At 47.7% G+C, this 25,624-nt stretch carries 17 protein-coding genes; 5 read left to right on the forward strand and 12 right to left on the reverse strand.

Going from position 1 to position 25,624, the window contains the following annotated elements; genetic code table 11:
* Window position 1: 1 nt before the first annotated feature.
* Complete coding sequence (locus FS373_RS27205) at window positions 2-781, forward strand: CsgG/HfaB family protein (protein ID WP_152831017.1); 780 nt, start codon at window positions 2-4, stop codon at window positions 779-781.
* A 300-nt stretch (window positions 782-1,081) separates the two neighbouring features.
* Here the strand turns inward: FS373_RS27205 and FS373_RS27210 are convergent, their stop codons facing one another.
* Window positions 1,082-2,590, reverse strand: a complete 1,509-nt coding sequence (locus FS373_RS27210; protein WP_144048100.1) for a curlin — start codon at window positions 2,588-2,590, stop codon at window positions 1,082-1,084.
* Between the two features lie 13 nt (window positions 2,591-2,603).
* Window positions 2,604-3,041: a curlin gene (locus FS373_RS27215; RefSeq protein WP_144048099.1), complete on the reverse strand. Its 438-nt coding sequence runs from the start codon at window positions 3,039-3,041 to the stop codon at window positions 2,604-2,606.
* 480 nt (window positions 3,042-3,521) lie between these two features.
* Here FS373_RS27215 and FS373_RS27220 point away from each other — a divergent pair, with 480 nt between their 5' ends.
* On the forward strand, window positions 3,522-6,032 hold the full coding sequence (locus FS373_RS27220) for a S8 family serine peptidase (RefSeq protein WP_152831018.1): 2,511 nt from the start codon (window positions 3,522-3,524) through the stop codon (window positions 6,030-6,032).
* Window positions 6,033-6,141: 109 nt separating this feature from the next.
* On the opposite strand, the gene FS373_RS27225 is transcribed toward FS373_RS27220, so the two are convergent.
* Entirely contained in the window at window positions 6,142-6,681 is a 540-nt protein-coding gene (locus FS373_RS27225) for a DUF2059 domain-containing protein (RefSeq protein ID WP_144048097.1), read from the reverse strand.
* 69 nt (window positions 6,682-6,750) lie between these two features.
* Window positions 6,751-9,813, reverse strand: coding sequence for a M9 family metallopeptidase (locus FS373_RS27230; RefSeq protein ID WP_144048096.1), 3,063 nt, complete (start codon window positions 9,811-9,813; stop codon window positions 6,751-6,753).
* 423 nt (window positions 9,814-10,236) lie between these two features.
* On the opposite strand from FS373_RS27230, the gene FS373_RS27235 reads away from it, so the two are divergent.
* Window positions 10,237-11,280, forward strand: a complete 1,044-nt coding sequence (locus FS373_RS27235) for an NAD(P)H-quinone oxidoreductase (RefSeq protein WP_144048095.1) — start codon at window positions 10,237-10,239, stop codon at window positions 11,278-11,280.
* 192 nt (window positions 11,281-11,472) lie between these two features.
* On the forward strand, window positions 11,473-11,910 hold the full coding sequence (locus FS373_RS27240; protein ID WP_144048094.1) for a hypothetical protein: 438 nt from the start codon (window positions 11,473-11,475) through the stop codon (window positions 11,908-11,910).
* Window positions 11,911-11,983: 73 nt separating this feature from the next.
* On the opposite strand, the gene FS373_RS27245 is transcribed toward FS373_RS27240, so the two are convergent.
* The 8 genes from FS373_RS27245 to cutA form a co-directional block, all read right to left on the reverse strand.
* Window positions 11,984-13,018, reverse strand: coding sequence for an aldose epimerase family protein (locus FS373_RS27245; protein ID WP_152831019.1), 1,035 nt, complete (start codon window positions 13,016-13,018; stop codon window positions 11,984-11,986).
* 82 nt (window positions 13,019-13,100) lie between these two features.
* Window positions 13,101-14,267 carry a galactokinase gene (gene galK / locus FS373_RS27250; RefSeq protein WP_144048092.1) on the reverse strand — a complete coding sequence of 389 codons (1,167 nt, stop codon included), beginning with the start codon at window positions 14,265-14,267 and terminating at the stop codon, window positions 13,101-13,103.
* Window positions 14,268-14,636: 369 nt separating this feature from the next.
* The gene (locus FS373_RS27255) at window positions 14,637-16,061 is read right to left on the reverse strand and encodes a solute:sodium symporter family transporter (protein WP_152831020.1); all 1,425 of its coding nucleotides are present in this window, start codon (window positions 16,059-16,061) and stop codon (window positions 14,637-14,639) included.
* A gap of 99 nt (window positions 16,062-16,160) precedes the next feature.
* Window positions 16,161-19,373: a glycoside hydrolase family 2 TIM barrel-domain containing protein gene (locus FS373_RS27260; RefSeq protein WP_227993322.1), complete on the reverse strand. Its 3,213-nt coding sequence runs from the start codon at window positions 19,371-19,373 to the stop codon at window positions 16,161-16,163.
* Window positions 19,374-19,443: 70 nt separating this feature from the next.
* The gene (locus FS373_RS27265; protein WP_322619574.1) at window positions 19,444-20,541 is read right to left on the reverse strand and encodes a hypothetical protein; all 1,098 of its coding nucleotides are present in this window, start codon (window positions 20,539-20,541) and stop codon (window positions 19,444-19,446) included.
* 90 nt (window positions 20,542-20,631) lie between these two features.
* On the reverse strand, window positions 20,632-22,257 hold the full coding sequence (locus tag FS373_RS27270) for a cation:proton antiporter family protein (protein ID WP_144048089.1): 1,626 nt from the start codon (window positions 22,255-22,257) through the stop codon (window positions 20,632-20,634).
* A gap of 122 nt (window positions 22,258-22,379) precedes the next feature.
* The gene (locus FS373_RS27275) at window positions 22,380-24,221 is read right to left on the reverse strand and encodes a protein-disulfide reductase DsbD (protein ID WP_144048088.1); all 1,842 of its coding nucleotides are present in this window, start codon (window positions 24,219-24,221) and stop codon (window positions 22,380-22,382) included.
* Window positions 24,222-24,316: 95 nt separating this feature from the next.
* Window positions 24,317-24,631 (reverse strand): divalent-cation tolerance protein CutA, encoded by a 315-nt coding sequence (gene cutA, locus FS373_RS27280; RefSeq protein ID WP_144048087.1) that lies wholly within the window; start codon window positions 24,629-24,631, stop codon window positions 24,317-24,319.
* Window positions 24,632-25,020: 389 nt separating this feature from the next.
* On the opposite strand from cutA, the gene FS373_RS27285 reads away from it, so the two are divergent.
* The gene (locus tag FS373_RS27285) at window positions 25,021-25,602 is read left to right on the forward strand and encodes an FxsA family protein (protein WP_144048086.1); all 582 of its coding nucleotides are present in this window, start codon (window positions 25,021-25,023) and stop codon (window positions 25,600-25,602) included.
* Window positions 25,603-25,624 lie beyond the last annotated feature (22 nt).

The following is a 25,624-nucleotide window of genomic DNA, read 5'->3' on the forward strand; positions in this document are numbered from 1 at the left end:
AATGAAAAAGTTAATTTCTTATTGTGGCCTGCTATTACTCTCAGCTTGTAGCTTAATTCCTAAGCCTGAGCTCAATGTCACCGAGGCCGAGATTAATCCTGTGAGTCAAACCATGCGCGCACTGCAGGAAAAACCAGGGCCTAAATACCCTATACCGGTCGCCGTCTATTCCTTCAGGGATCAGACTGGACAATATAAGCCGCAACAGAATGTGAGTTCGTTTTCGACGGCGGTGACGCAAGGGGCGACTTCTATGTTGATCCAGACTCTGCTCGAATCTAAGTGGTTCACGCCGGTGGAGCGTGAAGGGCTGCAAAACCTGCTTACTGAGCGGAAGATAAGCAAGAAACAACCCGTGAAGTCGAAAGACGCTAAAGTGCCGCTACTGACCAATGCGCGTTTGCTGCTTGAGGGGGGGATCATCAGCTATGAGACCAACATCAGTACCGGTGGTGCAGGGGTTGAATATTATGGTATTGGCGCTTCTGAGATGTATCGGGAAGATCAGGTGACCATTTATCTCAGAGCCGTCGATGTACACACTGGTAAGGTGATGATGTCGGTATCGACCACTAAGCGAGTCTTCTCTCAGGAGATGCGTGCAGGTTTGATCCGTTTTACCAGCTTAAACCGTCTGGCAGAAGCCGAAATAGGTTTCACGACTAATGAGCCGGTGCAGTTCTGCGTGCTTCAGGCAATAGAGCTCGCGGTGGCTGAGATCATAGAGAAAGGGATCAAGCTAGGATATTGGAATCAACATGATTCATCAGTAAAGAGTTAGTTAATCAAAAGTTACACTGATTTTCATACCTAGGGGCGCCAATAGCGCCCCTTTTTATTGGCCGCTGCGCTATGAGAGCGTTCGCAAGTTCACTTCGAGGACGCCAACAAGTTGGCAGTGAGAGAAGATCAAAAGCTTTTTCTCGCAGCTGCTTTGCTGCTTTGCTGCATTTTCGAAGGCCGCAGGCCGTCCTTGCAGTGACGAAGTCACGTTCTAGCAGCGGCATTGCAGCGTGCCGTACTTGCTACAGAAAAAGGGAGCCTAGGCTCCCTTTCTAATCTAGTTAACGTTTAACTAGCCTTAGTTCTGAATGACAACTGCCGAGTTGAAGTCACCGGTCTGAGTCACAGAAATACTGTTACCCATGCCCGTTTGAGAACCTGTCACTAAGTTATCGTTGCCGTTTTGGGCGACCATCAGGCTGTTGCCCATACCTTCGACGACAAACGCAGACTCATCTTCACCACCAAACCAGTTACCGTCACCAGTTTGAGTGACCATGACGCTGTTTTCATCGCCCATGATGATCAGGTCAATAAGGTTAAGGTCGCCATTTTGAGTCGCTTCAACATCTGTGTTATCAAAACCAACTACTGTGACCAATGCTTCGTTTTCGTCACCATTTTGGTCAATATCGACCTCGTTATCACTACCGATAACATCGGCATAGCCGAAGTTTGTGCTGCCATCTTGATGGACTTCGATGTCATTATCTTCGCCATCGGCAAAAGCAGTAATTTCGTTGTTGTCACCGTCTGAGCTCATGTCGATATCGTTGTCATCGCCATATGCACCGAAGGTAGCAAAGTTAGTGTCGCCTTCTTGATCAAGGTCGATATCATTCTCATTGCCCCATACCTGGAATTCGGCGCCGTTGTTATTGCCTTCCTGCTCAAGGTCGATATTGTTATCATCGCCTTGGATGTCGGCAATTAGCGTGTCACCAATAGTGTTATTATCGCCACGTTGAGTGATCTCAACATCGTTATCATCACCTGTAGTAAGGGCAAGGTAAGCCGTGTTGCTGTCGCCTTCCTGGTTAACCTCGATCTCATTGTCTGAGCCTGTCAGAGAGTAGACAAAACCTGTGTTGTTATCGCCTTCCTGAGTCACTAAGAAGTTGTTGTTATCACCAGCAACACCTTTGATGGCACCTAAGTTACCGTTACCTTCCTGATAGACTTCGACGTCGTTGTTGTTACCTACGTTTGGCGTGATGTCCAGCGATACCATGCCACCTATGTTGTTATCACCGTATTGAGTGATATCACCATCGTTGTCGTTGCCTTCAACACGGAATACACTGAAGTTTCCGCTACCTTCCTGAACAACGATAGCTGAGTTAGTATCACCTAACAGTTCTACCACAGCCTCGTTCTGGCTGCCGTCTTGCGTGACATCGACAAAGTTATCATTACCTGAAACAACGACATTGGCTTGGTTCCAGAAATCAGCCTGCTCGACTAAGGCTTCGTTGTCATCGCCTTCAATATTTATATCTGCAACATGCCAATCGGCTGCTTGATCGACTTCAACATTGTTACCTAGTCCCTTTGAATCGATATAAGTTTCCGCCCAATATCCATCCTGAACGATTGTGGCTGTCTGCTCGTCGCCTTCTTGGTTTAGTACTGCGGTATGGCGGTCACCGGTTTGAGTGACATAGGCTTCTTGGCCAACCACATCGCCAGCAGTGACAATAGTCTGAGTTAGTGTGGCACTGTTATCCGAGTCCGCTAAAGCGGATGAGCTCATTCCGAGTCCTGCGGCGATTGCTAAAGCTATGATCGATTTTGTTTGCGTTCTCATTTGACGCTCCCTGTTAATATTGAGTTATTGTGATTGCTGCCCCGTCTGCAATCTGTTCAATTGAAAAATTAGCGCTTCCCAGTTGATCTAGTTGAACCAAGTTGTCATTACCTATCTGAGTAATATCAGCCTGATTACGCACACCAACCTGGAGTAGTTCGACTTCATTGTTATCACCGTATTGAGTGATATTGGCTTGGTTATCCAGACCGACTTGATCTAGCTCTATACTGTTGTCATGACCTGACTGCAGTAAATAAGCGTGATTAAGTACACCCGTTTGAACCAAGTTAATGAAATTACCTCGCCCGTTAGTTTCAAGTAGAGTTTGCAGAGTGATAGGTATTTCATAATCTTCACTATCTTGGCGCTCTTGAGGCTCTTGGCTATGAGCACAGAAGCTACTTGATAGTAGAATGATGATGGATAGAGCCTTAGTTAAAGCTTGCACTTAACACCCCTTTACGAGTTGCTTGTCATGACATTAAATGCGTAATGCTTGCAAAAATTGCCTGTGACTCGCGATGGATTTCTCTGATCTGGCTAAGTTTTTAGTTAAGCCAAATTTGATATCCAAGGTACGTATCGATGAAAAATGCCGCAATCGGAAGAAGGTCTATTTATTCGATTTAAATTTATAAACTAATAAATTGCTGTAATTAAGTGAAATATATCGAGATTATCCTAAAAGGTATTAAATATTCTTTAAATGTATAACCCCATACAACTAGTAGTAAAGTTGTAAAAAATGTTAACACCCTTTTAAATTTTGCTTTTGTGTGGCAAAAATTCACGGGTTAATAAGTGCCGGTTATCACGCTGTGACTTTCGAGGCTTACTTATACCTCTTGGTATTAGGTCAAGGAATGACGCGGTAAAGGGATGAAGTACCGGATTGGGGAATTTTAAAGGATTAATAGGAAATCAGTTTATGTTAAACAAACTGTCACCTCTGGCGATTGCCATTGCAGGGGTTATGGCTGTATCTGCGCCAGTACAAGCAAAATCAATTTCTAACCATGAATATGTGAAAGATTCGATTCTCGTTGTTTATAAAGATAACACGACTAAGAGCGAGCGACTTTCGGCTCAGCGACTAGTAAGGGGATCCATTCGTGATCTCAATGCCGACGGTATCGATGATAAATTCTCTCGCTTACTCGATGGACGTTTAGCTAAATTATCTCTACGTTCAGGTGCCAATATTGACGAGGCTATTAAGGTCATTAGTAAGCACCCAGCGGTTAAGTATGCTGAGCCAAACTATGTGATAAAGGCCATAGGAACACCGGACGACCCTGACTTTGTCTCTCTTTGGGGCATGCACAACACAGGTCAGGATGGTGGAACGGCCGATGCTGATATCGATGCGGTCGAAGCATGGGATATCACCACAGGTGATACCAGTGTCGTGGTAGGTGTTATCGATACGGGTGTCGATTATAACCATGAAGATCTACAGGGAAATATCTGGACTAACCCCAATGAGATCCCGGGTAATGGTATCGATGATGACGGTAACGGCGTGATCGATGATATTCACGGTTATAGTGCTATCAATGATAATGGCGACCCTATGGACGGTAACGGTCATGGTACTCATGTATCGGGCACTATCGGTGCAAAGGGTAATAATGGTATCGGTGTTGTGGGTGTTAACTGGGACGTGACTATCGTCGGCTGTCAATTCCTCGATGCGAGCGGATCGGGTTCTACCGAAGGTGCGATTGCCTGTATCGATTACTTGACTGATCTTAAGATTAATCATGGTGTAGACATCAAGGCGACCAACAACTCATGGGGCGGCGGCGGATTTAGCCAGGCGCTGAAAGACTCAATCGACTCTGCAGGCGATGCAGGCATCTTGTTCTTCGCTGCTGCGGGTAACAGTGCGTCAGATAATGATGCGACTGCCAGTTATCCGGCAAGTTATGATTCAGACGCGGTAATGGCGATTGCCAGTACCGATAGAAATGACAACATGTCAGGCTTCTCACAGTGGGGCTTAACCAGTGTCGATATGGGCGCACCTGGCTCATCAATTCTATCGACGACTCCGGGTAACGGTTACTCGAGCTATTCGGGTACATCCATGGCAACGCCTCATATGACGGGTGCTGCCGCTCTGGTTTGGTCAATCAATCCGGATCTGAGCGTTGCTGAAATGAAACAGCTGCTGATGGACTCAGGTGATGTGAATGCCGATCTAACAGGTAAGACAGTTGCTGGTACTCGACTCAACGTAGCGACAGCGTTGGATATGGCCGATCCTTCTCCAAGTTACCGTTTCACTGCAACGCCAGTATCTCAAACTGTTGAGGCCGGTTCTGGTACCAGTTACGACTTCAGTGTCGGTAGCGTAGCGGGTTGGGATGATACTGTTGCGCTGACGGTAGCCGTTTCACCAGCATTAGCTGGCGTTACTCTGTCTAACGATACTGTGATGGCGGGTGATATGTTTACCGTCGATGTGATGACTGCAGATAACGCAGCATGGGGCGATTATACTATTACCGTTTCCGGTGATGATGGCATGATCCAGAAGGACAAGTCAGTATCTCTGACTGTACTGCCACAGGGTCTTGAAGACTTCACTTATCGCAATGATTCATCTGTAGATATTCCTGATAACGATGCAACTGGTATTACTAGCACTATCGAGATCAGCGATGTGGTACAGATCTTCGGCGTCAATGCCGATGTGAATATTACTCATACCTGGAGTGGCGATCTACTGGTGACTCTGACTTCACCAGCAGGCACTGAAGTTGTCTTGTCGAATCGCGCCGGTGGAAGTGCGAATGATATCATCAAGAGTTGGGATCTGAGTGACTTCAACGGTGAGATGGTTGCCGGTACCTGGACACTATTTGTCAGTGATAATGTCGGTGCTGATACCGGTACATTAAATAGCTGGGGCATGGTGGTTTCTGGTGTGGGTGATGCGGCTCCTGCTGCACCTGTCGCTAGCTTCGATTACAGTGTCGATAGCCTGAATGTGGCATTTACTAACACGAGTACCGACGCTAATGACGATATCGTCAGCTATAGCTGGAGCTTTGGTGATGGCTCTATATCTGCCGATATGAGTCCTAACTATGTATATGCTGCTGCAGGCACTTACTCTGTGTCTATGACTGTGACCGATGCCGAAGGCAACGAAGACACGGCTATGATGGATGTAGAGGTATTTGAACACAGCATCACGGCTACTGTTGCTCGTGCTAGAGTTTCACGCCGCGGTAGTGCTCTGGTCGACCTGACTTGGGATGGTGCTTCTGGTGAGTCTGTGAGTATCTACCGTGATGGTGTGATGATCAAAACCACAGATAATGATGGTCGTTACCGTGATCGATTCACCAATGCACCAGCATCGGTTGAATATAAGATCTGTGAAACCTCTACTAGCCTATGTTCTGATCCAATTACGGCTCAGTTCTAAGCGAATAGATTCAAGGCACTCAGACGTGCCATAAGGAAACTCTTCCTTGTTAGATTGCGGCCTTAGGGCCGCTTTTTTTATGGTTTTTTTAGAGAAAAAATTAAACTGGTTAGTGTTGATGACCGCTAGTCGATTGGCTAGGAATATGGGATTTTTCAATGTCAGTAGCGAGCTCGAGTTGAGTGATGACCTGTTTGAACTCTCCCCTGATATCCCTCATCTGAGTTTGTACCAATTGGCTGGATTGTCTTAACGTCGCAGGCATGTTTTTTAGGTATTTCTTACCTGTCTCGGTGCGGTAGAAGGCGGCGATATCCTTTAGCTCCTGCTCCTGGTAAGTACTGGTATAGAGTGAAATAAACTCAGGCTGGATCCGTTCCCAGTTGAGTCGCTTGTTAGCCAGTTCGAATGCTTGCTCCCTGTATCTGGTCTCTATCTCTCTATGCTCCCTCTTTAAGGGCAGATCTTTCACCAGATGAGCGTAACTAGCTTTGAGTTGATACATGGCTTGGGGGATCACGTCTTGGGCTAAGGTGGCATCTAACACAGCCTGAGCAGCCGCTCGATGAGACTGACTGATCTCATTATTATCGGCAGCGAAAGCAGTATTAGAAAATAGGATGGTTAAGGTCAAAATATATTTTTTCATCACAACTCCTGATGATTAAGGAACCTAGCTCCTAGGATCTAGCGTCTGGGATCTAGGTTCCTGCATTAATTACTTCAGATCTGCCTGAATGGCCACACCCGAACTCGCTACATCACTCTGTAGAGTGATGTAGTACCAACCTTCAATCGGATTAGTCACAGTGAATGACTCATTGGTGCTGCCCGCGTTAGTCGATGATGCCGAGTTAGACTGAGCGCTAGGCCAGCTAGTGCCACCATATATACTGACATCACCTGTTCCATGACCTGTTCTTACTGTAAGTTCAATGCTACCTGCATCGATCCACATGCTGTAGTAGTTCACACCATCGGCGGTACAGAGCGCCTCTGCGGATGTGAGTCGTCCATCACTCACTGGGTTGAGTGTCTGACAGGCATCACTGATATTAGCGTTCGCTGGTGGTGTTACAGGCACAGTGGTGCCGTCACCTAAGCTAACCTTAATGGTCGTGCCGCTATACTCGGTATTGGTATCGACCTCTATGTAGCGCCAGCCTCTGTTCGCCGTTACTTGAATCGACTCCTCATTACCCGCAGTAGTCGAACGGACATGAGCATTGTTAGCATCGGCCCAGGTATCCGCGTTGTAATACAGGCTTGCATCGCCGGTTCCACCAGATGTAGTGATGGTCAGTTGAGTATTATCTTCCTCGACAAAAACATAGAAGCTGCTTCTACCGCCACTGATGCATTCATCTTTACCGAATGTCAGTTGGCCGTAACTCATGGTCGGGGCGCCACAGTCCAGAGTTGGGTCAGGGTTGGGATTGGTTCCACCACCTTGAGCCGGATCGGGATCGGCAAACACCTCAGAGGTGCTGACAAGAAGATTCGCTCCACCAAATTCTCCGGAGAGTGTCAGGTAGTGCCAATACTCGTTCGGATTCAGGGTGACCTGAATCACCTCATGGTTGCCGTTGCCTATGCCGAAACCATCATTGATTTCACCGCTCGCCCAACCTGTGGTGCTGTAATAGATATCGGCATCGCCCCAACCGCCGCCGGTTTTGATCCACAGGGTTTGATTGGTTCGGTCGACGTTGGCGAAGGCAAAGCTAGCTCTGCCATTCTGTGAGTCGATACACTCCATGGGCTGATCTATAACCAGAGATGCATCGGGCGTGTAGCGATAGGTTTCACTGGTTACGGTACATGGCGAATAGTCCTTACTTATGGTCGAAACCGGGCCCGCCCAGTTGCCATCAGTGCCACTCGCTAACGCGGCCGCATCGGATGGCCCGTGATCGACTATACCGTTATCGACGATACTTAAACCACTGGTTAGCCAACCTGCCCACTCGTTGTCATAGCGAGTGCCGATACCGTCTATAAAGGTTTGATATTCAGTGTATTGATCGTTTCTCAGGTAGGCTAAAATCTGATCCACATCGGCTTTATGATTCTCAAACATGAAGCGCACCGCTAGGTAGCCCCAGCGATAGATACGGTCCTGGCCGGAGTTGTAGTTATTCTTGAATATGGTTGAAAGTGGGAACTCCCCGGTTTCACCTAAGGTGATGGCCGTGGTGTTGGCATCACGGTAAGAGATGTATTCGGCTAAGCCTTCGATCCACCAGATGGTGTCGACTGAGATCCCACGGCCGAAATCACCCTGCAGATTATAGCGGCCATCTAAGTAATGTACGTATTCGTGTTGCAGGTTCCAGATATGGAAATCGGGTCTGCGCCACTCGGCCTCATAGGCGATAAAACGCGCCTGATTTTTAAGCCCCGCTGGTGAGCCTTCCAGATACATGCCGCCATTGTTGGTGGCGATGCCGAAGAAGGTACCGGCATAGGACTGGTAGTCGCTCGAGCTGTCAAATACGACCAGCTCCAAGGCGCTGTTATTGTCATTTGCGACAGGAGTACGGTTAGTGGCCAACTTGGTATGGAAGTAACTCTCCTGATTACCTAGCACACCACATGCCCAATTTGCCTGATCTCGATACATACTCTGAGCACGCATCTTTAATGTTGAAGAGCACTCCCAGTTGAAGGTCAGTGTTTCGGCCTCCAGCTGCGCCTTGAAGCCACAGATATCGTAATAGTTACAGTTACTGCGATCATAATAATCGGCCATCTCGGCGGCGGCCATCCAGATCACTTTCGAGGTATCGTTCTTACTGCTGCTGTCGAGTACCGCCTTGACTAAAGTGGTGACTCGGCTTTTCATCTCTGGGATGTGATACAGACGAGACAGCTCACGCACGGCATTGGTCAGCACATATTCGGCATCGGTACCCACCAGATGCCGATTGGCTAATTGGAAGTTATTCAGAGCATCGAGAATGCTTTGGTCTGTGGCAAATAATGCCTTCATGGGGTCATCCCACTGGGCGCGGAACAAGGTTGTGAAAACCGAGTTAGCGGCGGCATTCATGCCGAAGTTAACTTCCCAGTTCGCATCAAAGCGGCTAAGTACTTCTTTAGTGATGTGATTGAAGTCGGCGCCGAGTCCAATAGAGTCGATAAGGATCAGAGTTTCCTTCAATACGCCTGAATTCTCCGTAGATACGGTCCAGATATTACCATTGTTAAACAGGGCTGTGATCTGAGTCTTGACGTCAGATTTGACTGCGCTCGAGTAGGCCGGTACATCGTTAGGGCTATAGAACTGCACGTAGAGTGCGGCGCGTTGGAAATAGATCAAAGACTCGATACCTGTGATATCAACTCCGGTATAGCCTGCTGCACGGTCACGCACGGCTGAGGCGATAGTGCGCATATTAGACTCACTGAATAGCACTGTGGCATCCGGGCCCTTCAGGTTGTAGAGCGGGCTGACACATTGAGGATCTGAGTTAGCAAGCTCAGTCACGAGTGCATTGCCGCTGAGTCCGATAAATGCGCTGCAACCCGTAGCGGCCATAGGGCCACTGAGTCCAATGGGACCCGGCGATGCGAGGGGCGAGACAGATTCTGTATTGGCCCAGGGAGAACGAGTTCGGGTTAGGGCTGAGACTTGACTAGATACTAAAGTGGATGAAGTTAAGGGGGCTGAGAGCAGGTTCGAGTCTAGATTAGTCTCGTCATGACTCACTTGTGTGTTACTCATGGCACTGAAGCTTGTTGCTAAACCAAGTGCGACGACCAGGGTGTTAAGTTTCATGGGGTCTCCATTATTGTTGATTGCTCCCGATACCTACTTGGCACAGGAGTTAACTGTCTGCTGAGCAGATCTTGTTAATGATCTAGATATAAAAGAAGCGACCGCATGCATAACATCTGAATATGCAACACTTTCCTTGGGTGATGCGTAACAAAAAAGTAACAATATAGCCAAGGAATATAATATACAATATAAATTTGATCGTTTTTTGTTCGAATTTAAATTAAACTTATAGAATATACATTTAACAAATTGATTTTTAATGTATTTTTAAGATTTGAGAAAATAGCATTTAACTTTTAAAAATTTACTGATGGTTGAGTGCTTGGGTCCAGAGATGGAGGTCACTCACTTCGAATCTATTGATTCGAGCCATTAAGGGGTGTATGTATAAGAGCTCGCAAATAGAAATCTAAACTGACTATGCCAAACATCTTACTACCCCAAGATTATCTTCATGTTGATTTCGATCATCCCGGCGACGCCGATGTGATGTTTTTTAAGCGCTCCTCCTTGCCTGAACTTGCCAAAGACCAAGTATTAATCAAGGTCGCCTATGCCGGTGTCAATGGCCCCGATGTTGCTCAAAGAAAGGGAGCCTATCCGCCGCCTAAGGATGCGAGTCCTATCTTGGGTCTGGAAGTGGCTGGAGAAGTCTGCGCTCTGGGAGCTGAGGTGAGCCAATGGCAACTAGGTGACAAGGTCACGGCCTTAGTGCCTGGTGGTGGCTATGGCGAGTATGTGGTCACCCATTACTCCCATTGCTTACCTATCCCTCAGGGCTGGACTCTGGAGCAAGCCGCCGCTATCCCGGAAACTTTCTTCACCGTGTGGGGTAATCTGTTTATGCGAGCGGGTTTGCAATCCGGGGAGACTGTGCTTATTCATGGTGGTTCAGGCGGGATTGGTAGCGCGGCGATAGCCTTAGCTAAAGCATTCGGAGCCAGAGTCATAGCCACATCGGGCAGCGATGAGAAATGTGATTATTGTCTGAGTCTAGGGGCCGATTTAGCCCTCAATTATCAGGATGATTTTGTTCAACCTGTGATGGATTACACCTCAAATTTGGGTGTAAATCTGGTGTTCGATATCGCCGGTGGCGATTTTATTAACCAAAATTTGAAGGCGTTAGCCGTCGATGGACGCATGGTGTCAGTTGCCATGCAAAGGGGGCCACAGGCGCAAGTGGACATATTTAGGATCATGGCTAAGCGCATCACCTGGACAGGTTCCACATTAAGGCCTCAGAGTGTAGAGGCTAAGGCCAATATAGCTTCTGAGTTACGGCAAAAGGTCTGGCCATTACTGGAGCTAACTCGAGATGGTGAATCCTGTAACAATAAGCTAGTGCCAAATATATCGGCGCGATTTTCTCTTGCTGACAGTGTCGGAGCGCATCGACTGATGGAATCGGGTCTGCACAGAGGAAAAATAGTGTTATCGGTTCATGGAGAAGAGTCTGATTGAAATGTTTTTTGTAATATAGCCGAAATATAACTGCCATCAGGCTAGTCCACTATAGCCTTATGGGTTTCTAGGGTTTATTTATTGTGGATTAAATTATTTTTACACAGAAAAACTTGAATAATTGAGTCTTTAAGCTAAATTCGATATTGACTGAGATTTTCAAAATGTGTTGATTTAAGGGTATTGGCATATATGTATAACACAACAAAAACACCAGTATGGTATGGCGAATTAAGAACGGCTCGAGGCAATGCTATTGTCATTCATGATAAGCAGTTTCCTGAAGCTAAAGCGGGTCGTATTTATCTTTATAATGCGGTGAGAGATACGATCATCGAGTATGCCGAAGAGATAGTCTCGGGTAATCTTCATGATCTCGATAAGGCAAGGATCAAGGCTGCCGAAGACGCCTATGGTGCAGCGTGGGACTCGGCTCGTTCAGAATTTATGGAGAAGCATCAGGGCTGGGTCGATGCGAATGCCACCAAGCATAAGCCTCTGATTACTAAAGGGAAGTCTAAATCAAAAAAGCGAGGTGAGGTCGATGGGGCCTCATCAGATAATGAGCCTGGCTCTGAGAGTCTGGACAGAGAGTTTGCTAATGGCTGGTCCGGCGGGCTCGAAGAATAAAGTGTTGAAGAGCTGTTTGTCGAAAGAGTCTATGCGCCTAGTTCTTAAAGCCTAGGCGCTTTTGTTCATTCTTTTAAAACGTCTTAAACTCATAACGGCTGATATGGTGGTAAATCTCTTTCGGTTTTATCCAGGGATCGGCTTCCAGAGTGGGCTGATTGGCACCGTCTGGAAGCTGCTGCGGCTCGATACAGATGGCGTGATGTGATTTTAATTCCTTGCCACCTTTACCCAAATTACCTCCAAGGTAATTTGCCCCGTAAATCTGCACACTGGGCTGATTAGTATATAGCGTCATACTTCTACCGGATTCAGATGCGCTGAGGCAGCCAAAGCGAGTCATTTCTGAGTCTGAAGCGTTTGTTAGGTAGCAATGATCTATTCCGGATGTGGAGACAAAACTTTCATCATTTTGGACGATAGATAAGGCTTTAGAACGGCGGAAATCCAGCAAAGAACCCGAAGCATCTTTCATTCCTGTGGGAATACCTGAGTCGTCCAGAGTGAGCATGCTGGTGGTATCTATCTGTAATTGATGCTCTGCGTTACTCGTTGAACCACTGCCTTCAAGATTGAAATAACTATGTTGAGTCAAGCTAATGGGACAAGGCTTATTGACTGCAGCAAAGATCTCCATATAGAGATTATTTCCCACCAATCGATAATCTAACTGCACGTTACAGATCCCCGGAAAGCCCATATCGCCATCGGGACTGACTAAGTTAAGGCGAACGCCATCGGGCAGTTGACCCATATGCCAGTGTTTGCGATTAAAGCCCTCGCTCCCCCCATGGAGGCAATGACTCGCCTGATTGATATCTAACCGATATTCATCTTCACCGAAACTCATCTTGCCATTGGCTATGCGATTGGCATATCTTCCGGCAATGGCACCTAAGTGAGCGCCTTGTTTGAGGTAATCTTCGATAGAGTCACAGCCAAGCACGATATTGCCTCGCTCGCCATGACGATCCGGAGTCCACAAGGAACGTATGATTCCGCCTAAGCTCAATACTTCTATGGCTATGATGCCATTATCTATCCTGACACGTTCGATTTGACCGCCACGAGGATCGGTCCAGAGGTCTAGCGGGCGAAAACGTACCATTGGGTATCCTTAAATTGAATTATGTGCAGTCAAGACTTTGGCTCCTAGGCCTTAGGCCCTGGATTCTAGTAACTTTAGTCTCTTAATAAACTTCTTCATCTACTCGGGTCGCTCCAGCGCTGGCCGAACAGAGGTAAACAGTGGCTTCTAATCCTGTCTTTTCTGCATATTGACTCTCAATCGCTTCGACCACTGCATCGGTCAAGGCATGATCCACTAAAGCAACGATACAACCACCAAAGCCCCCACCTGTCATTCTCACGCCGCCACGGTCGCCTATGACTTGTGCGATGATGTCGACTAAGGTATCTATTTCTGTCACTGTTATCTCGAAATCATCACGCATAGAGGCGTGGGATTGAGCCATCAGCTCACTTAATTTAGGTATATTGCCCGCTTCTAATGCATGGCTGGCGTGTTGCGTCCTGCGGTTTTCTGTCAGCACATGTCGTGCTCGTCTATAACTGACATCGGATAGCTCAGATCTAGCGGCTTCAAGTTGGCAGAGATCGACATGCCTCAGGCTTTCAACTCCGAAGTGATCGGCGACTTCTTCGCATTGCTCGCGTCTTAGGTTGTACTCAGAGTCGACGAGTCCTCGCTGAACATTTGAGTTGACTATGATAAGACTTAGGCTGTCGGGAATATGAACTGGCTCACTGTCTAAGTCTTCACAATCTATCAGCAGGGCATGATCTTGCTCGCCTAGGGCGCTGATCATTTGATCCATGATACCGCAGGCGCAGCCTACGTATTGATTTTCACCGCGCTGAGCCATCTGAGCTACGGCAAGGGGTGAGAGCCTAAGCTGACTGCAATCATTGACTGCGGTGCCGAAGGCTACCTCTAAGGCTGCCGATGATGAGAGGCCTGCACCTAAAGGCACATTGCCAACCACAGAGATATCGAGTCCTTTAGCCGAGAGTCCAGCTGCAGCCATGGCTGCAGTAAAACCCTTTAGGTAATTAACCCAGCCATCATCAGGATTCATGGTGCCTTCCTGACCGAAGTTCCATTCTTTTATTTCACCTGGGAAGGCATCGGATACGGCGCGATAGAGATCATCATCCCGTCGCTTGACTGCGATAATCGTATGGAAATTGATGGCGGCGGGTAAGACAAAACCATCATTATAATCTGTATGTTCTCCGATCAAGTTTACCCGGCCAGGAGCCAAGTAAAGATCGTCTGCTGTTGTGCCAAAGGTTTGCACAAATAATTTGTTCGCGCGCTGTGCGGGATTCAACATGCTTTAAAGCTTCCCTTATAAAATTGTTTGCTCAATAACTGCCATTAGGCAGGCGTTTAAATACGGTACTTGTTGACCGCTTCATTTTACTTGCTTGATAGCTAGCTTATGTATCGCCAGCTAAATATGTAAATAAATATTACATAGGTTTTTATAGCATGAGTAAGCCGAGGCTGTAACTGAGTTTTTTCGACATTCTGATGCAAAACAGACTAATTGATCCGTTTATAGTCGTTTTTGCCCTTTTTTATAGGTTAACCCTTAGGTTTGAAGTGACATTTCAGCATAGAAAAAAGAGCGATGGCCCAGTAGTAAAACTCGCTAAGCTCGCTCTATTTCATCAAGATATTGTGGATTAGTCTTATCGACCTAGCTCTCCGTCGCTGCTACGGGGGTGACGATCTGGCCACCAAAGACAAACTTACTCAGTAACAGGGTGACCAAGATGGTCGCAAATAGGGTGATCGCCATCATATGTATGAAGTGGAAAGGGCTCCAAACGAAGGTGAATACGGCGTATATGAGTACACCGAAGACCAGGCCAATCTTGATCGCCTTAGCGTGAACATTCTTAAACACCAAGGCGCAGATAAAGGCGGCTAACACTGGCATAGAGTAGAGGCCATTGAGTTGTTGCAGCAAGGAGATGATGCTCTCCGATTGTGCAAAAACAGGTACCAGAGCGACCGAGATTAAGGTGAAGACTAAGGCTACACGGGTGCCTATCTTACGCACGTCGGCATTGGGGTTGATATAGTTCTGGTGAATATCACAGGTATAGAGCGCCGCCGCCGAGTTAAGGCAAGAGTTAAATGAGCTCAGCACAGCGCCGGCAATCACGGCTGCGAAAGCGCCGGATAACCAAGATGGCAATAAGTCTCCCACTAACCTCCCATAGGCGACATCGCCTACGTCACCATATAACTTGAAGGCGACAATTCCGGGCAGCACAACAATGAAAGGCACGATTAACTTCATCACCACTGCGGCATAAAGTCCTTTTTGCGCTTCTTCCACAGATTTGGCAGCCAGGGCTCTCTGGGTGATCACCATATTGGTTCCCCAGTAGAAAATCTGAATGAAGATCATACCTGTCAACAAAGTATGCCAGGGGATATCTGATTTATCATCGCCAATAAGCGTGATGCGCTCAATCGGGATGCCCGAGAGATCCCAGTTAATTGCGTTCATGGCCAGATATGAGACAACAATCCCCATGGCTATCAGACCTATGCCGTTTAAAGTGTCTGATATGGCAATGGCTCTGAGGCCACCGAAGATGGCATAGACGGCGCCGACAACGGCGAAGATAATGGCCAGCATGGTGACGGATATCTGCAGGCCAAACATAGATTTCATAAACAATGAGCCGGTGTAGAGCACTACAGGTAGCAAGATAAAGGCATAGCCCAGCATGAAGAGTACCGAGACCATGGCGCGAATGCCCTTATCATTGTACTTGCGCTCCAGCAGTTCTGTGGTGGTGGTACAATTGTATTTGTAATAGATAGGGATGAGCCACTTAGCCAAGATTATCAGGCCAATGGCGGCACTAATTTCCCACCAGGCAACCAGTAATGCCTGAGCGCCGTTCATGCCGACGATCTGCTCGGCACTGATGTTGGTCATCATCAAGGAGCCCGCTACAACCACCCAACTCAGGCCGCCGCCAGCTAAAAAGTAATCCTTGCTGTCGCTGGTGTCTCGTTTGATGTTACGGCACTTAAGGTAGGTAATCAGTCCCACCGTCGCCGTCAGGCCAAAAAATATGACCAGTTGAATGATCTGTTCCATCTTGATTTCCTTTTCTTATTTTATTTTATGTTCGCACTAAATTCTACTGAGGAAAGTTATCCTACGACCGTTAAAATCAGCGGGTAACTCAGATTTCAACTAGTCTCTGGCTAGTTGCTGCAGCTGGCTACTCGAGTCGATGGGAACAAGCCTGAACTCGAAATTTATGGGCTGTGCCTGGATACGATAAGCTTGATGGACTTGTCTGCCCCATGAGGTATCTCCGCCTACACCCATCTGTTTATAATCGATATTCCAGGTCACATAGTCTCTAATCGGGATCTCGGCGCCATGGTTCTGAGTGACAGGGACTAAGCCCGAAGCCGAGCTTTGAGCATCACCGGATCTAAAGTCGATATCGGTCTGAGAGAAGGGCCATAGGCTGGTTTGTAACTCTTTGGCCGCGACGGCCATTAAGCCTGTGCCTTCACTATTGGTTACAGCAGCATATCGCACCTGAGTTCGCTGGCCTGTCTCTTGGGGGCGAGAGTAGCGGTGATATAGCTTCTCGATAGGCAATTGGTACCAACCCAATGGATTCCCAGTGGATCTGTCTGCATAGGTTTCTTCTGGGCCGCGACCGAAGTAACTCATAAATCGTCGATCGAAAGGCAGTCGAGTGCTAAAGCCAAACCTGGGAAGATCTGGTAGTGCCTTGTCACCGGGTTTAAATTGACTCTTTATCACTAGCTCACCCTTGTTATTGAGCCGGTAGAGGCTGACTAAACTAAAGCCGAGTGTTGGATGGACTTGGGTGACCCTAAGACGCTTATTGTTAACTTTTTCGATAGATTCAAGTTCAAGCTCAGTGGCCGCGTCCTGCCAAACACCACCCCACTTCGGCAGACCATTACCCAGATCATTATCTGTCGGTGCACGCCAGAAGTTTGCCATTAAAGGAGCGGTTATCTGAGATTCTCCGCCTGTGTTAACTTGGGTTAGCCAACCAGTATCTTTCGAGATGGCGTAGCTGTTTTTATTCATACTTAGTAGCCATAAATCATCTGTTTCGCTAATACGACTGCTTTGGCTGAACTTGGTTATCGCAGGAGAGGCTAGCTGGATCTCAAATTGTTCGAAGGCCAAGCTGTGACCCGAGGGCAACATGGGTTGTGGGCTATCGACCAGTGCGGTGACCAGCAGATGATAGTCGTAGTGTTTATTAAGCTTCTGTGCCTGCTGAGATTCGAGTTTGAATTTGATCGTTTTACTCTCTCCGGCTGGAATTAGCGGCATCTTAATTTGGCGAGTGAAGATCGATACACCATCTTGTTGCAGTGACCAACTTAGCGCCAGACCCGATGTGTCTTTGAAGTCGTATTTATTACTCAGGGTCAAGCTTATTTCGGCACCATCTATCTGGAAACTGCTGAATCCAATAGGCTGATACACCTTCTTTACTTGGCTCAGGTGTGGATGAGGGTTACGGTCGGGATCCACTAGGCCATTATTGAGGAAGTTGCCATCGGTAGGCATATCTGGTTCATAGTCCTTGCCGTAGGCCCAATATCTTTGGCCTTTATCATTGGTGAAGGCCAGAGATTGATCGACCCAATCCCAGATAAATCCACCTTGCAGGTTAGGGTAGCGCTCGATGACGTCCCAGTAATCTTGTAAATTACCCACCGAATTACCCATGGCATGGGCATATTCGATCATGATCAGTGGTCTGTCGCTATTATTCTTAGCATATTTTTCTATGCGTTCGATGGACGGATACATGGGGGCCACTATGTCGGTATAGGCCTGAGTACCAGCTGGTTCATACTGGACCGGGCGGCTGGGATCTCGTTGTTTTACCCAGTGGTAAAGAGACTCGAATAACTTGCCTTCACCCGCCTCGTTGCCCAATGACCAGATGATGATAGAGGCATGATTCTTGTCGCGCTCCAGCATACGTTCGACCCTAGCTTGGTGGGCCGGCAGCCAGCTCATCTCATTGCCGAGTTGAGTCTTTTCATCGATTGCCAATGGATGGGATTCGATATTGGCTTCATCGATAATATACATGCCATATTTGTCGGCGAGTTGTAGCCAATAGGGATCGTTAGGGTAGTGACTCGAGCGCACGGCGTTGATGTTACTTTGCTTCATCAAGCGTATATCTTTTTCCATGCTCTCACGGCTAACCACATGACCAGTCATTGGATCGGTTTCGTGGCGGTCGACACCGCGTATTGTGATGGCCTTGTTGTTGACGAGTAGCTGACCGCCTCTTATCTCGATACGGCGAAAGCCTATTTTCTGACTACTGGATTGGAGTAATGCGCCATCCTGGTCTCTTAGGTTGACGATAAGCTGATACAGTTCTGGTGTTTCGGCGCTCCACAGTTGAGGATGCTTGAGTGTAAACTTGAACTGCTCATCTCTCTCTCCGTTTAAGCTGAGTGATTTCGCCCCTTTAGCGATGTCACTGCCAGCGGGAGAGACGATTCGGTAATCCAAAGAGACCTTCTGCTCTTTATTGTGATTCTTTAGCTTGAGTGTCAGCGTCATATCGGCGCGGTTAAGATCGTTGTTGAGTTTATAGCTTGCATCGATATCGACAATTCGCTGCGGCTCGGTGGCGTAGAGATAAACATCTCTCTCTATGCCACTCATACGCAGCATATCTTGGCTTTCAAGATAACTGGCATCACTCCAGCGGATGATCTTCATGGCGATCAGGTTGTTACCCGCTTTCAAATAATCAGAGATATCAAACTCGGCTGGGGTCTTGGCGCCTTGACTGTAGCCCACCTCCTTGCCGTTGACGAACAAGGTGAAGGAAGATCGCGCCGCGCCAACATGGAAGAAGACCTGCTTGGCGTTCCAGTTTTCCGGCAAGGTGATTTCCCGTCGATAGCTGCCTGTGGGGTTGTGATCTGTTGGCGCATTTGGCCAGGTCGTAGTGAAGGGGTAGCGTTCATCTAAGTAGATGGCATGGCCATAGCCCTGAGTTTCCCAGTTGCCGGGAACTGCAATTGTGCTCCAGCCTGACTCATCGAAGGAGGCGCTGGCAAAGTCGGACGGCGCAGACTTAGGGTTTTTGGCGTAATGAAAGTGCCAGATCCCGTTAAGATCCAAAAAGTTGCTACTGTTACGATACTCATCTTTAGTGGCCTTGCTGACCGAGCTGTATGGAAAAAAGCTGGCGTGGGGGGCTTCTTTATTCACTTCAAAGATGGTGTGGTCTTGCCAACGATCGGCAGCCAAGGCGAGCTGGGCGGGAAGACTCAAACAGATAAGGCAGGCGGTTATCAGCTGAGTTAACTTGTTTTTCTTAGCTCGGTAAGACGTTAACTCTTCCGGCATTAATGCGTTAGGTATCAAGGCTAATCTTCCTTTGTTATTGTTATCTTCATAATATTGATTTTGTTGATTAATTTTTATTTCTGGGCATTCATTTCCTGCTCCATACGATAGCAATATGTTGTAGATCCGGGCTGATAGCTATTCTTGAGGCGTGAACGTGTTGCTCTGATGGCTGCGGTAAAGTAGCGACGGCTTGCCAAGGGTTATCAGCTTTACTCTTTGCTGATGCTGATGCTGATGCTGATGCTGATGCTGATGCTGATGCTGATGCTGATGGCCAGGCCCTGAGGTGGTTCTTATCTATGTTGAAGATCCAGCCGTTATTGCTCCAGGCGTAATCTTCGCTGCCATTATCGACGGAGATCAGCGGTGTGTGACTGCCGGAAAGGGGGTCGAAACGCTTGATGACACGGTCGCCATCTTGTTGCTTATGCAGGTAGCTGAAAGCTTTATCGTTGGGAATTACATGTATGCTGCGTCCGGCGTTTGCCACCACAAAATGGCGTTCATCGGCGCCGGATATCGACTCATCAGACAAGGAACTGGCTTCGAAATAGAGGCTATATGCATAACGTGCCCAGAGTAAGGTGCCGAACTCGGGATGGTGAGCATAGTAGCCCGTTGGGATCATGCTATTGATGGCGCGAGCTCTGGGTTTGTTGGCCTCTTGCTGCCAAACACTCTGGTGGGGCACGCCTTGTTCGACGATATAACGAATTCCATCTGCGGTTGCTGATGATTCTTTACCTGACAGCTTATACGTGAGTGGCTGGGGTGAGTATTCGCTCTCATCTGGTGTAAACGTCAGTTGCTTTATCTGAGTTGCAGCGTTTTTATCTAAGTAGTATCGAAAGATGTCGTTGTGCTCAGCGCCCCGATCCGATGCAAACACCAGACTCTGGCTATCGGCGCTAAATGCGGGCTGATTGTCATAGCCGTCTCGATTCGATACCTGCTTGGGGGCGCCGAGCAGCCAGCTGGCAGTTTGCTTATTCAGCTGGAGAGGATAGATCCAAATATCATAGCCTGCGGCGATTGAAGGAGAGGTGACTAAGGTGAATAGTGTAATTAAGACACAGAGCCGAGTTTGAAACAGCAGACTAGACCGCTTCCTCAGGCTAGAGGAATTAGCGCGCCGTGGAGCGGTTATATTACTTTGGGTTAAGTCTGTATTGGCTTGGTTCACAGCAAGGTATTTCCCATCTTATGCAGATAGGAAATACCATACTAGATTGTTAGGATAATGTATACAATACCGGTTTTTCTTGAGTGTACATTAAGCCTTATTCTTTATCTCTTCGGCGTTAGACCGAGCGACATGGGACTCTGGAAGCAGGTCGTTGACCACGTGATCGACAAAACCGGCACCGGCGGCTTCATAGAGGTTATAGATACTGTGGACACCAGATTCCTTTAAAGACTCCCCATCTTCAGTATATTGAACGATGGCACTTAGCTTGCCCTTGTAATCTAGCCTGCGTAGCTGTTCGGCAGCAAACAAGTTACCTATATGGTGAGGCATGGCTAGCAGTACCAGGTCGAGATTGGGAGCATGTTCGAGTTTCTCCCAAAAATCGGTATCTGAGGCATCTCCCTGAACCACGTGACGTCCTTTGCCTTTATGATAATCGACCAGATCCTGTTTATGTTCTATGCCTAAGATCTCGCCGTCGAACTTGGCTGCTAATTCATCATAGGCACCACTGCCTATTCGTCCCATCCCTAAGATTAAAAAGCGGGGGTTGCCTACTGGGATCTGACGATCTTCAGGGTGAAGAGGATGCTTTTCAAGCTGCTGTAATCGGCTTTGGTATTTCTGATATAGACGACTGGAAATTGCATTCAAAGGTGCCGCCAACAGGAAGCTGATGCTCAAGGCGACAGCCAAGATCACCATCCATTGTGGGGGCAGCCAGCCCTTGCTGGTGGCTACCGCCGCGACGATCAAGCCAAACTCACTATAGTTACCTAAGTTAAATGAGGTCATGAGTGAGGTACGGGATCTGAGTTTGAAACGGGTCAGAAGATAGAGAAACAGGCCTATCTTCAATGGGATCACTAACACTAAGATGGTCGCCAGACCTATGTCTGAGACGCTAGGCAGGCCGTTGAGACCGACAGTCAGGAAGAAGGCAACCAGGAAGAGTTCCTTGAAATAGAACAGGGACTTTGCCAGCTCAGAAGACTTGGGGTGACCGGCGAGTAAGATGCCAATGATCAGGGCGCCTAGGTCGGGTTTAAGGCCGACAGCTTCAAATAACCAACCACCGAGAACCAGAGCCATGACCAGGCCAAACAGTACTAAGAGTTCACCGTGGCCGACACGGTCGAAAGCCTTGTAGATGAGCGGCTTAGCAAAGGGAAGTAGGAGTAAACCAAAGGCCCACACCGAGGGGATATCCCCCTTTGATATCGTCAGGAAGGCGACTGCGAAGATATCCTGCATGATGAGAATACCTATGGCGACTCGTCCATAGAGAGACTGCATGTCACCCTTATCTTCCAGCACTTTTACCGCAAAGATGGTACTGGAGAAGCTCAAGGCGAAGGCTAGCAGGGCTAGCTGATTGAAATCCAGGCCGGTGAGTTGATCTAGCCCTATCATGCCTAAGAGCTTAAGCAGCGGGATAAAAAATAGCATGGATCCCATCATGTGTAGGCTGGAACCTGCCCAAACCTCGGCTTTAAACAGGCTCCTGATGTCTAACTTCAGGCCGATGGCGAAAAGCAGCAGGGTGACACCTAATTCGGCAAGTTGCTCTAATAGGGGCAGGCTGGATTCATCTATGCCAAACAGAAATAGTACAAAACCCGCAACGAGATAGCCTATTAAAGGCGGCAGTCCGACTCGGCTGACAAGCATGCCACAGGCCAGAGTGATGATTAAGATGGCGGGTTCCATGTTTCTCCTGAACGAGTTTGAGTTAACTACCTCTTATTGTATAAGAATTTGATGAAGTTTAAATGAATATTATGCCAAAGAAGAACAACCTAGATCCTAAGATCTAGGTTGTAGGACCCGTATCACTGGTTCAAGAGTAGATCTAAGTGCTTAGAAAACGCTGCAGGCTTCATAAAACCTGTGACTCTTAAGTCGTCCCGGCTTTGGCCCGATGCGTCAAACATCAGTAGCGTAGGTAGGCCGAGCACATCATAGTGTTCCAGCAGTTCAATATCGATATCATCATTCTTAGTGACGTCAGCCTGAAGGAATACCAAGTTAGCCAGACGGGCCTGAACTTGAGGATCTTTGAAGGTGATGGCTTCAAATTCCTTGCAGGCTACACACCAATCGGCATAGAGGTCTAACATCACAGGCTTGCCCTGAGCCGCGGCTTTTGCTACTTCGGCGTTTAAGTCATCCAGCGACTTGATGCGCTTGTGAGATATATGTTGCTCTGAGATAGCTGATGCGCCTGGGGCTTGATGACCCAAGTGAGTCATCACAGCCTGAAAGCCGTAAGAGAAGCTGGCAAGTAGTATCAAGGTCAGCAGAACTGAACGGGTCGTTTGCTTCCAGTTAAACTCGGTGAGCTTGTTTTGGTGCATCAGGTAGCCGACTAAGGTGACTCCCCAGATAGACCAGAAGATATCTGAAACCAGTCCCGGCCAGATTCGACCTATCATGACGATAGAAACGGCGATGAGCAGGAAGCCAAAGACGGTCTTGATGACATCCATCCAGTGACCGGCTCTTGGCAGTAACTTACCGCCTGATGTACCTATGATCAGCAGAGGTAAGCCCATGCCCATGCTTAACACATAGAGGGCCAGGAAGCCTTGCAGCAGATCTCCGGTCTGTGCCACATACACAAGTGCGCCGGATAGGGGGGCGGTAGTACAAGGCGAGGCAACCAGGCCTGAGATAACTCCCATCATGAAGACGCCAATCACATTGCCGCCTTTCTGGTTATTGGAGAACTTGTTCATCTTCTCCTGCCATTTGGACGGCAGTTTTAGCTCATAGAGGCCAAACATCGATAGGCTAAGGACGAAGAACAAGATGGCCAACACTATCAGTACCACTGGGTGTTGCAGCGCGGCCTGATACTTCATTCCCGCCGAGGCGACGACGAGTCCGAGCAATGAGTAAGTGATCGCCATGCCCTGGACGTAGACCATTGACAGGCTGAAGGCCTTGGCCGTAGACAGTTTCTTGCCTTGACCGACTATGATCCCGGATAGGATAGGGTACATGGGGAACACGCAAGGGGTCAGTGCCAAGCCGATACCGAGCCCGAAGAAGATGACGAGAGTCCACAACAGGCTGTCACCGGACAACATCTGGCTTAGGCTATCTTGCTGGGTGATCGGAGCCTGGGCGATTGTCGAGTCGGCAATGACTTGCGTATCAACAAGTTTCTCACCTGTGGGAAGCTCGCCGGTGAGTAAACCGTCATTGGCTACGACCTTACTGAGTAAGGCGGTTTTCTTGGTCGGAGGGAAACATAGCTTGCCTTCGGCACAACCCATAAATGTGACGTTAACTGTGCCGCCTTCATTAGCCTCTCGGATGGCAATGGGGATCTCGACATAAGAGTAATAGACCTCTTGCTTGCCAAAATAGTCATCTGTGTGATCTTTTCCCTGTGGAATCGATATCTCACCCAATGTTGCACCATCGGCTTCAAATTTGAGCTTGTCGCGGTACATGTAATAACCATCGGCAATGACCCAACTGACGGTGAGCCGCTCATCTTCTTGTTTGAAATCGAAGACGAAGGCTTCATTCACAGGCATCAACTTAGGTTCACCTTTGAGGAAGTCGAACTTATTGTTGCTGAAGATCCCCTCGCTGTAAGCTAACGGCGTTAACAGCAGGGAAGTAAAGATTAATGAAATAGCTAAGGTGACTAATTTTTTCATGGTTGCGTGGTTTCTTTTTTTCATTTAAAACAGACGGTTAATTTTGGCTGAACATTCCGAGCCTCAATAAAGGGCCCCTGAGCTTGCACATAGTATCAAGTTTCACGGATCCAATCTAAGTAGGCTGGTAAGCCCCCAGTGATCGCAAGTGTGATTAGCTCGGGTACTTGGTAGGGATGAAGTGCTTGAATCTTTGCTTCCAGAGTCGAATAGTTTTTGGATAAACATTTGATCTGCAGTGAAAACTCTTGTTCCTGACAGACGCTCCCTTCCCACCGATAGATAGATGTCACCGGAGATGATATCTGTATACAGGCGGCAATATTGTCCTCTACTAAAACCTTAGCCAGTTGAGTGGCCGATTCTTGAGTGGGGCATGTGGTCATGACTAACAGCAATTCATCTTGCATCTTTCAGTGGATCTCCCATCGAAAATCAGAACTGGTTTAAGGAACATTGGTGAGCTGAGTGTGTTCAAATCCAATAAAACCTAATAGAACTCAGTAAAACGTCGTACTCTAACGTGTTTCAGTCGCTTATACGTCATACTTTACGTTTATTAAAGCCTGCTTGCATTATGGCATTGCTAAAATAGTGAGCTTTACCTAGGTTAAGTCTTCAACTCGATTGCAAATTGACTCATACTCGTATTCAATGCCCATTTTATGAGTAGACTATTTGCCATGGTTATCCCCATGTCTTATTTCAGTCTTACTTGAAAATAGACCTGCAAACCCCCATTTAGGTTTCATATTGGGTAAAATAATGTTTATTCATCGTCAGGATTTGTGAGGTCAGTGTGTTTTTTCTTTTATTAGTTATTTTCGTTCTGGTGCCAGTCATTGAACTGAATGTACTGATCAGTGTGGGCGAATCTTTAGGTAGCTGGACTACCGTAGGTTTGGTCTTCTTTACTGCTATCGTCGGTGTCTCTTTGGTCCGCAGTCAAGGCATAAGTACCTTAATGCAGGTACAGCAGAAGCTGTCACGAGGCGAGGCTCCAGGGCAAGAGATCGTCGAAGGTATGATGTTGGCGGTCGCCGGTTTACTCCTATTGATCCCTGGGTTCGTTACCGATTTTATCGGTTTGGTGCTCTTAACGCCCTTCACTCGTATTCCTGTCGCCGGTTTTCTCTATAAACGTATGCAGGTGAAAGTTGCCGCCAATGGTGGGTTTCAAGCAGGCTTTGGTTCGGGTGGTCCAAATCAAGGCGGCAATCCATTCGGTAATCAAGGCCAAGGTCCTAGTCAGGGCAGAAACCCCGAAGGTGGCGATACCTTCGATGGGGATTTCGAAAATAAACCCGATCCTAGTGACAAGCGTCCCGAGATTCATCATATCCAGGATGGCAAAGATGAAAATAAGGAAGATAAGAAGTAGCAATTAAGTTGCGTCGTCTTAG

This window comes from Shewanella sp. YLB-07 (assembly GCF_009377275.1).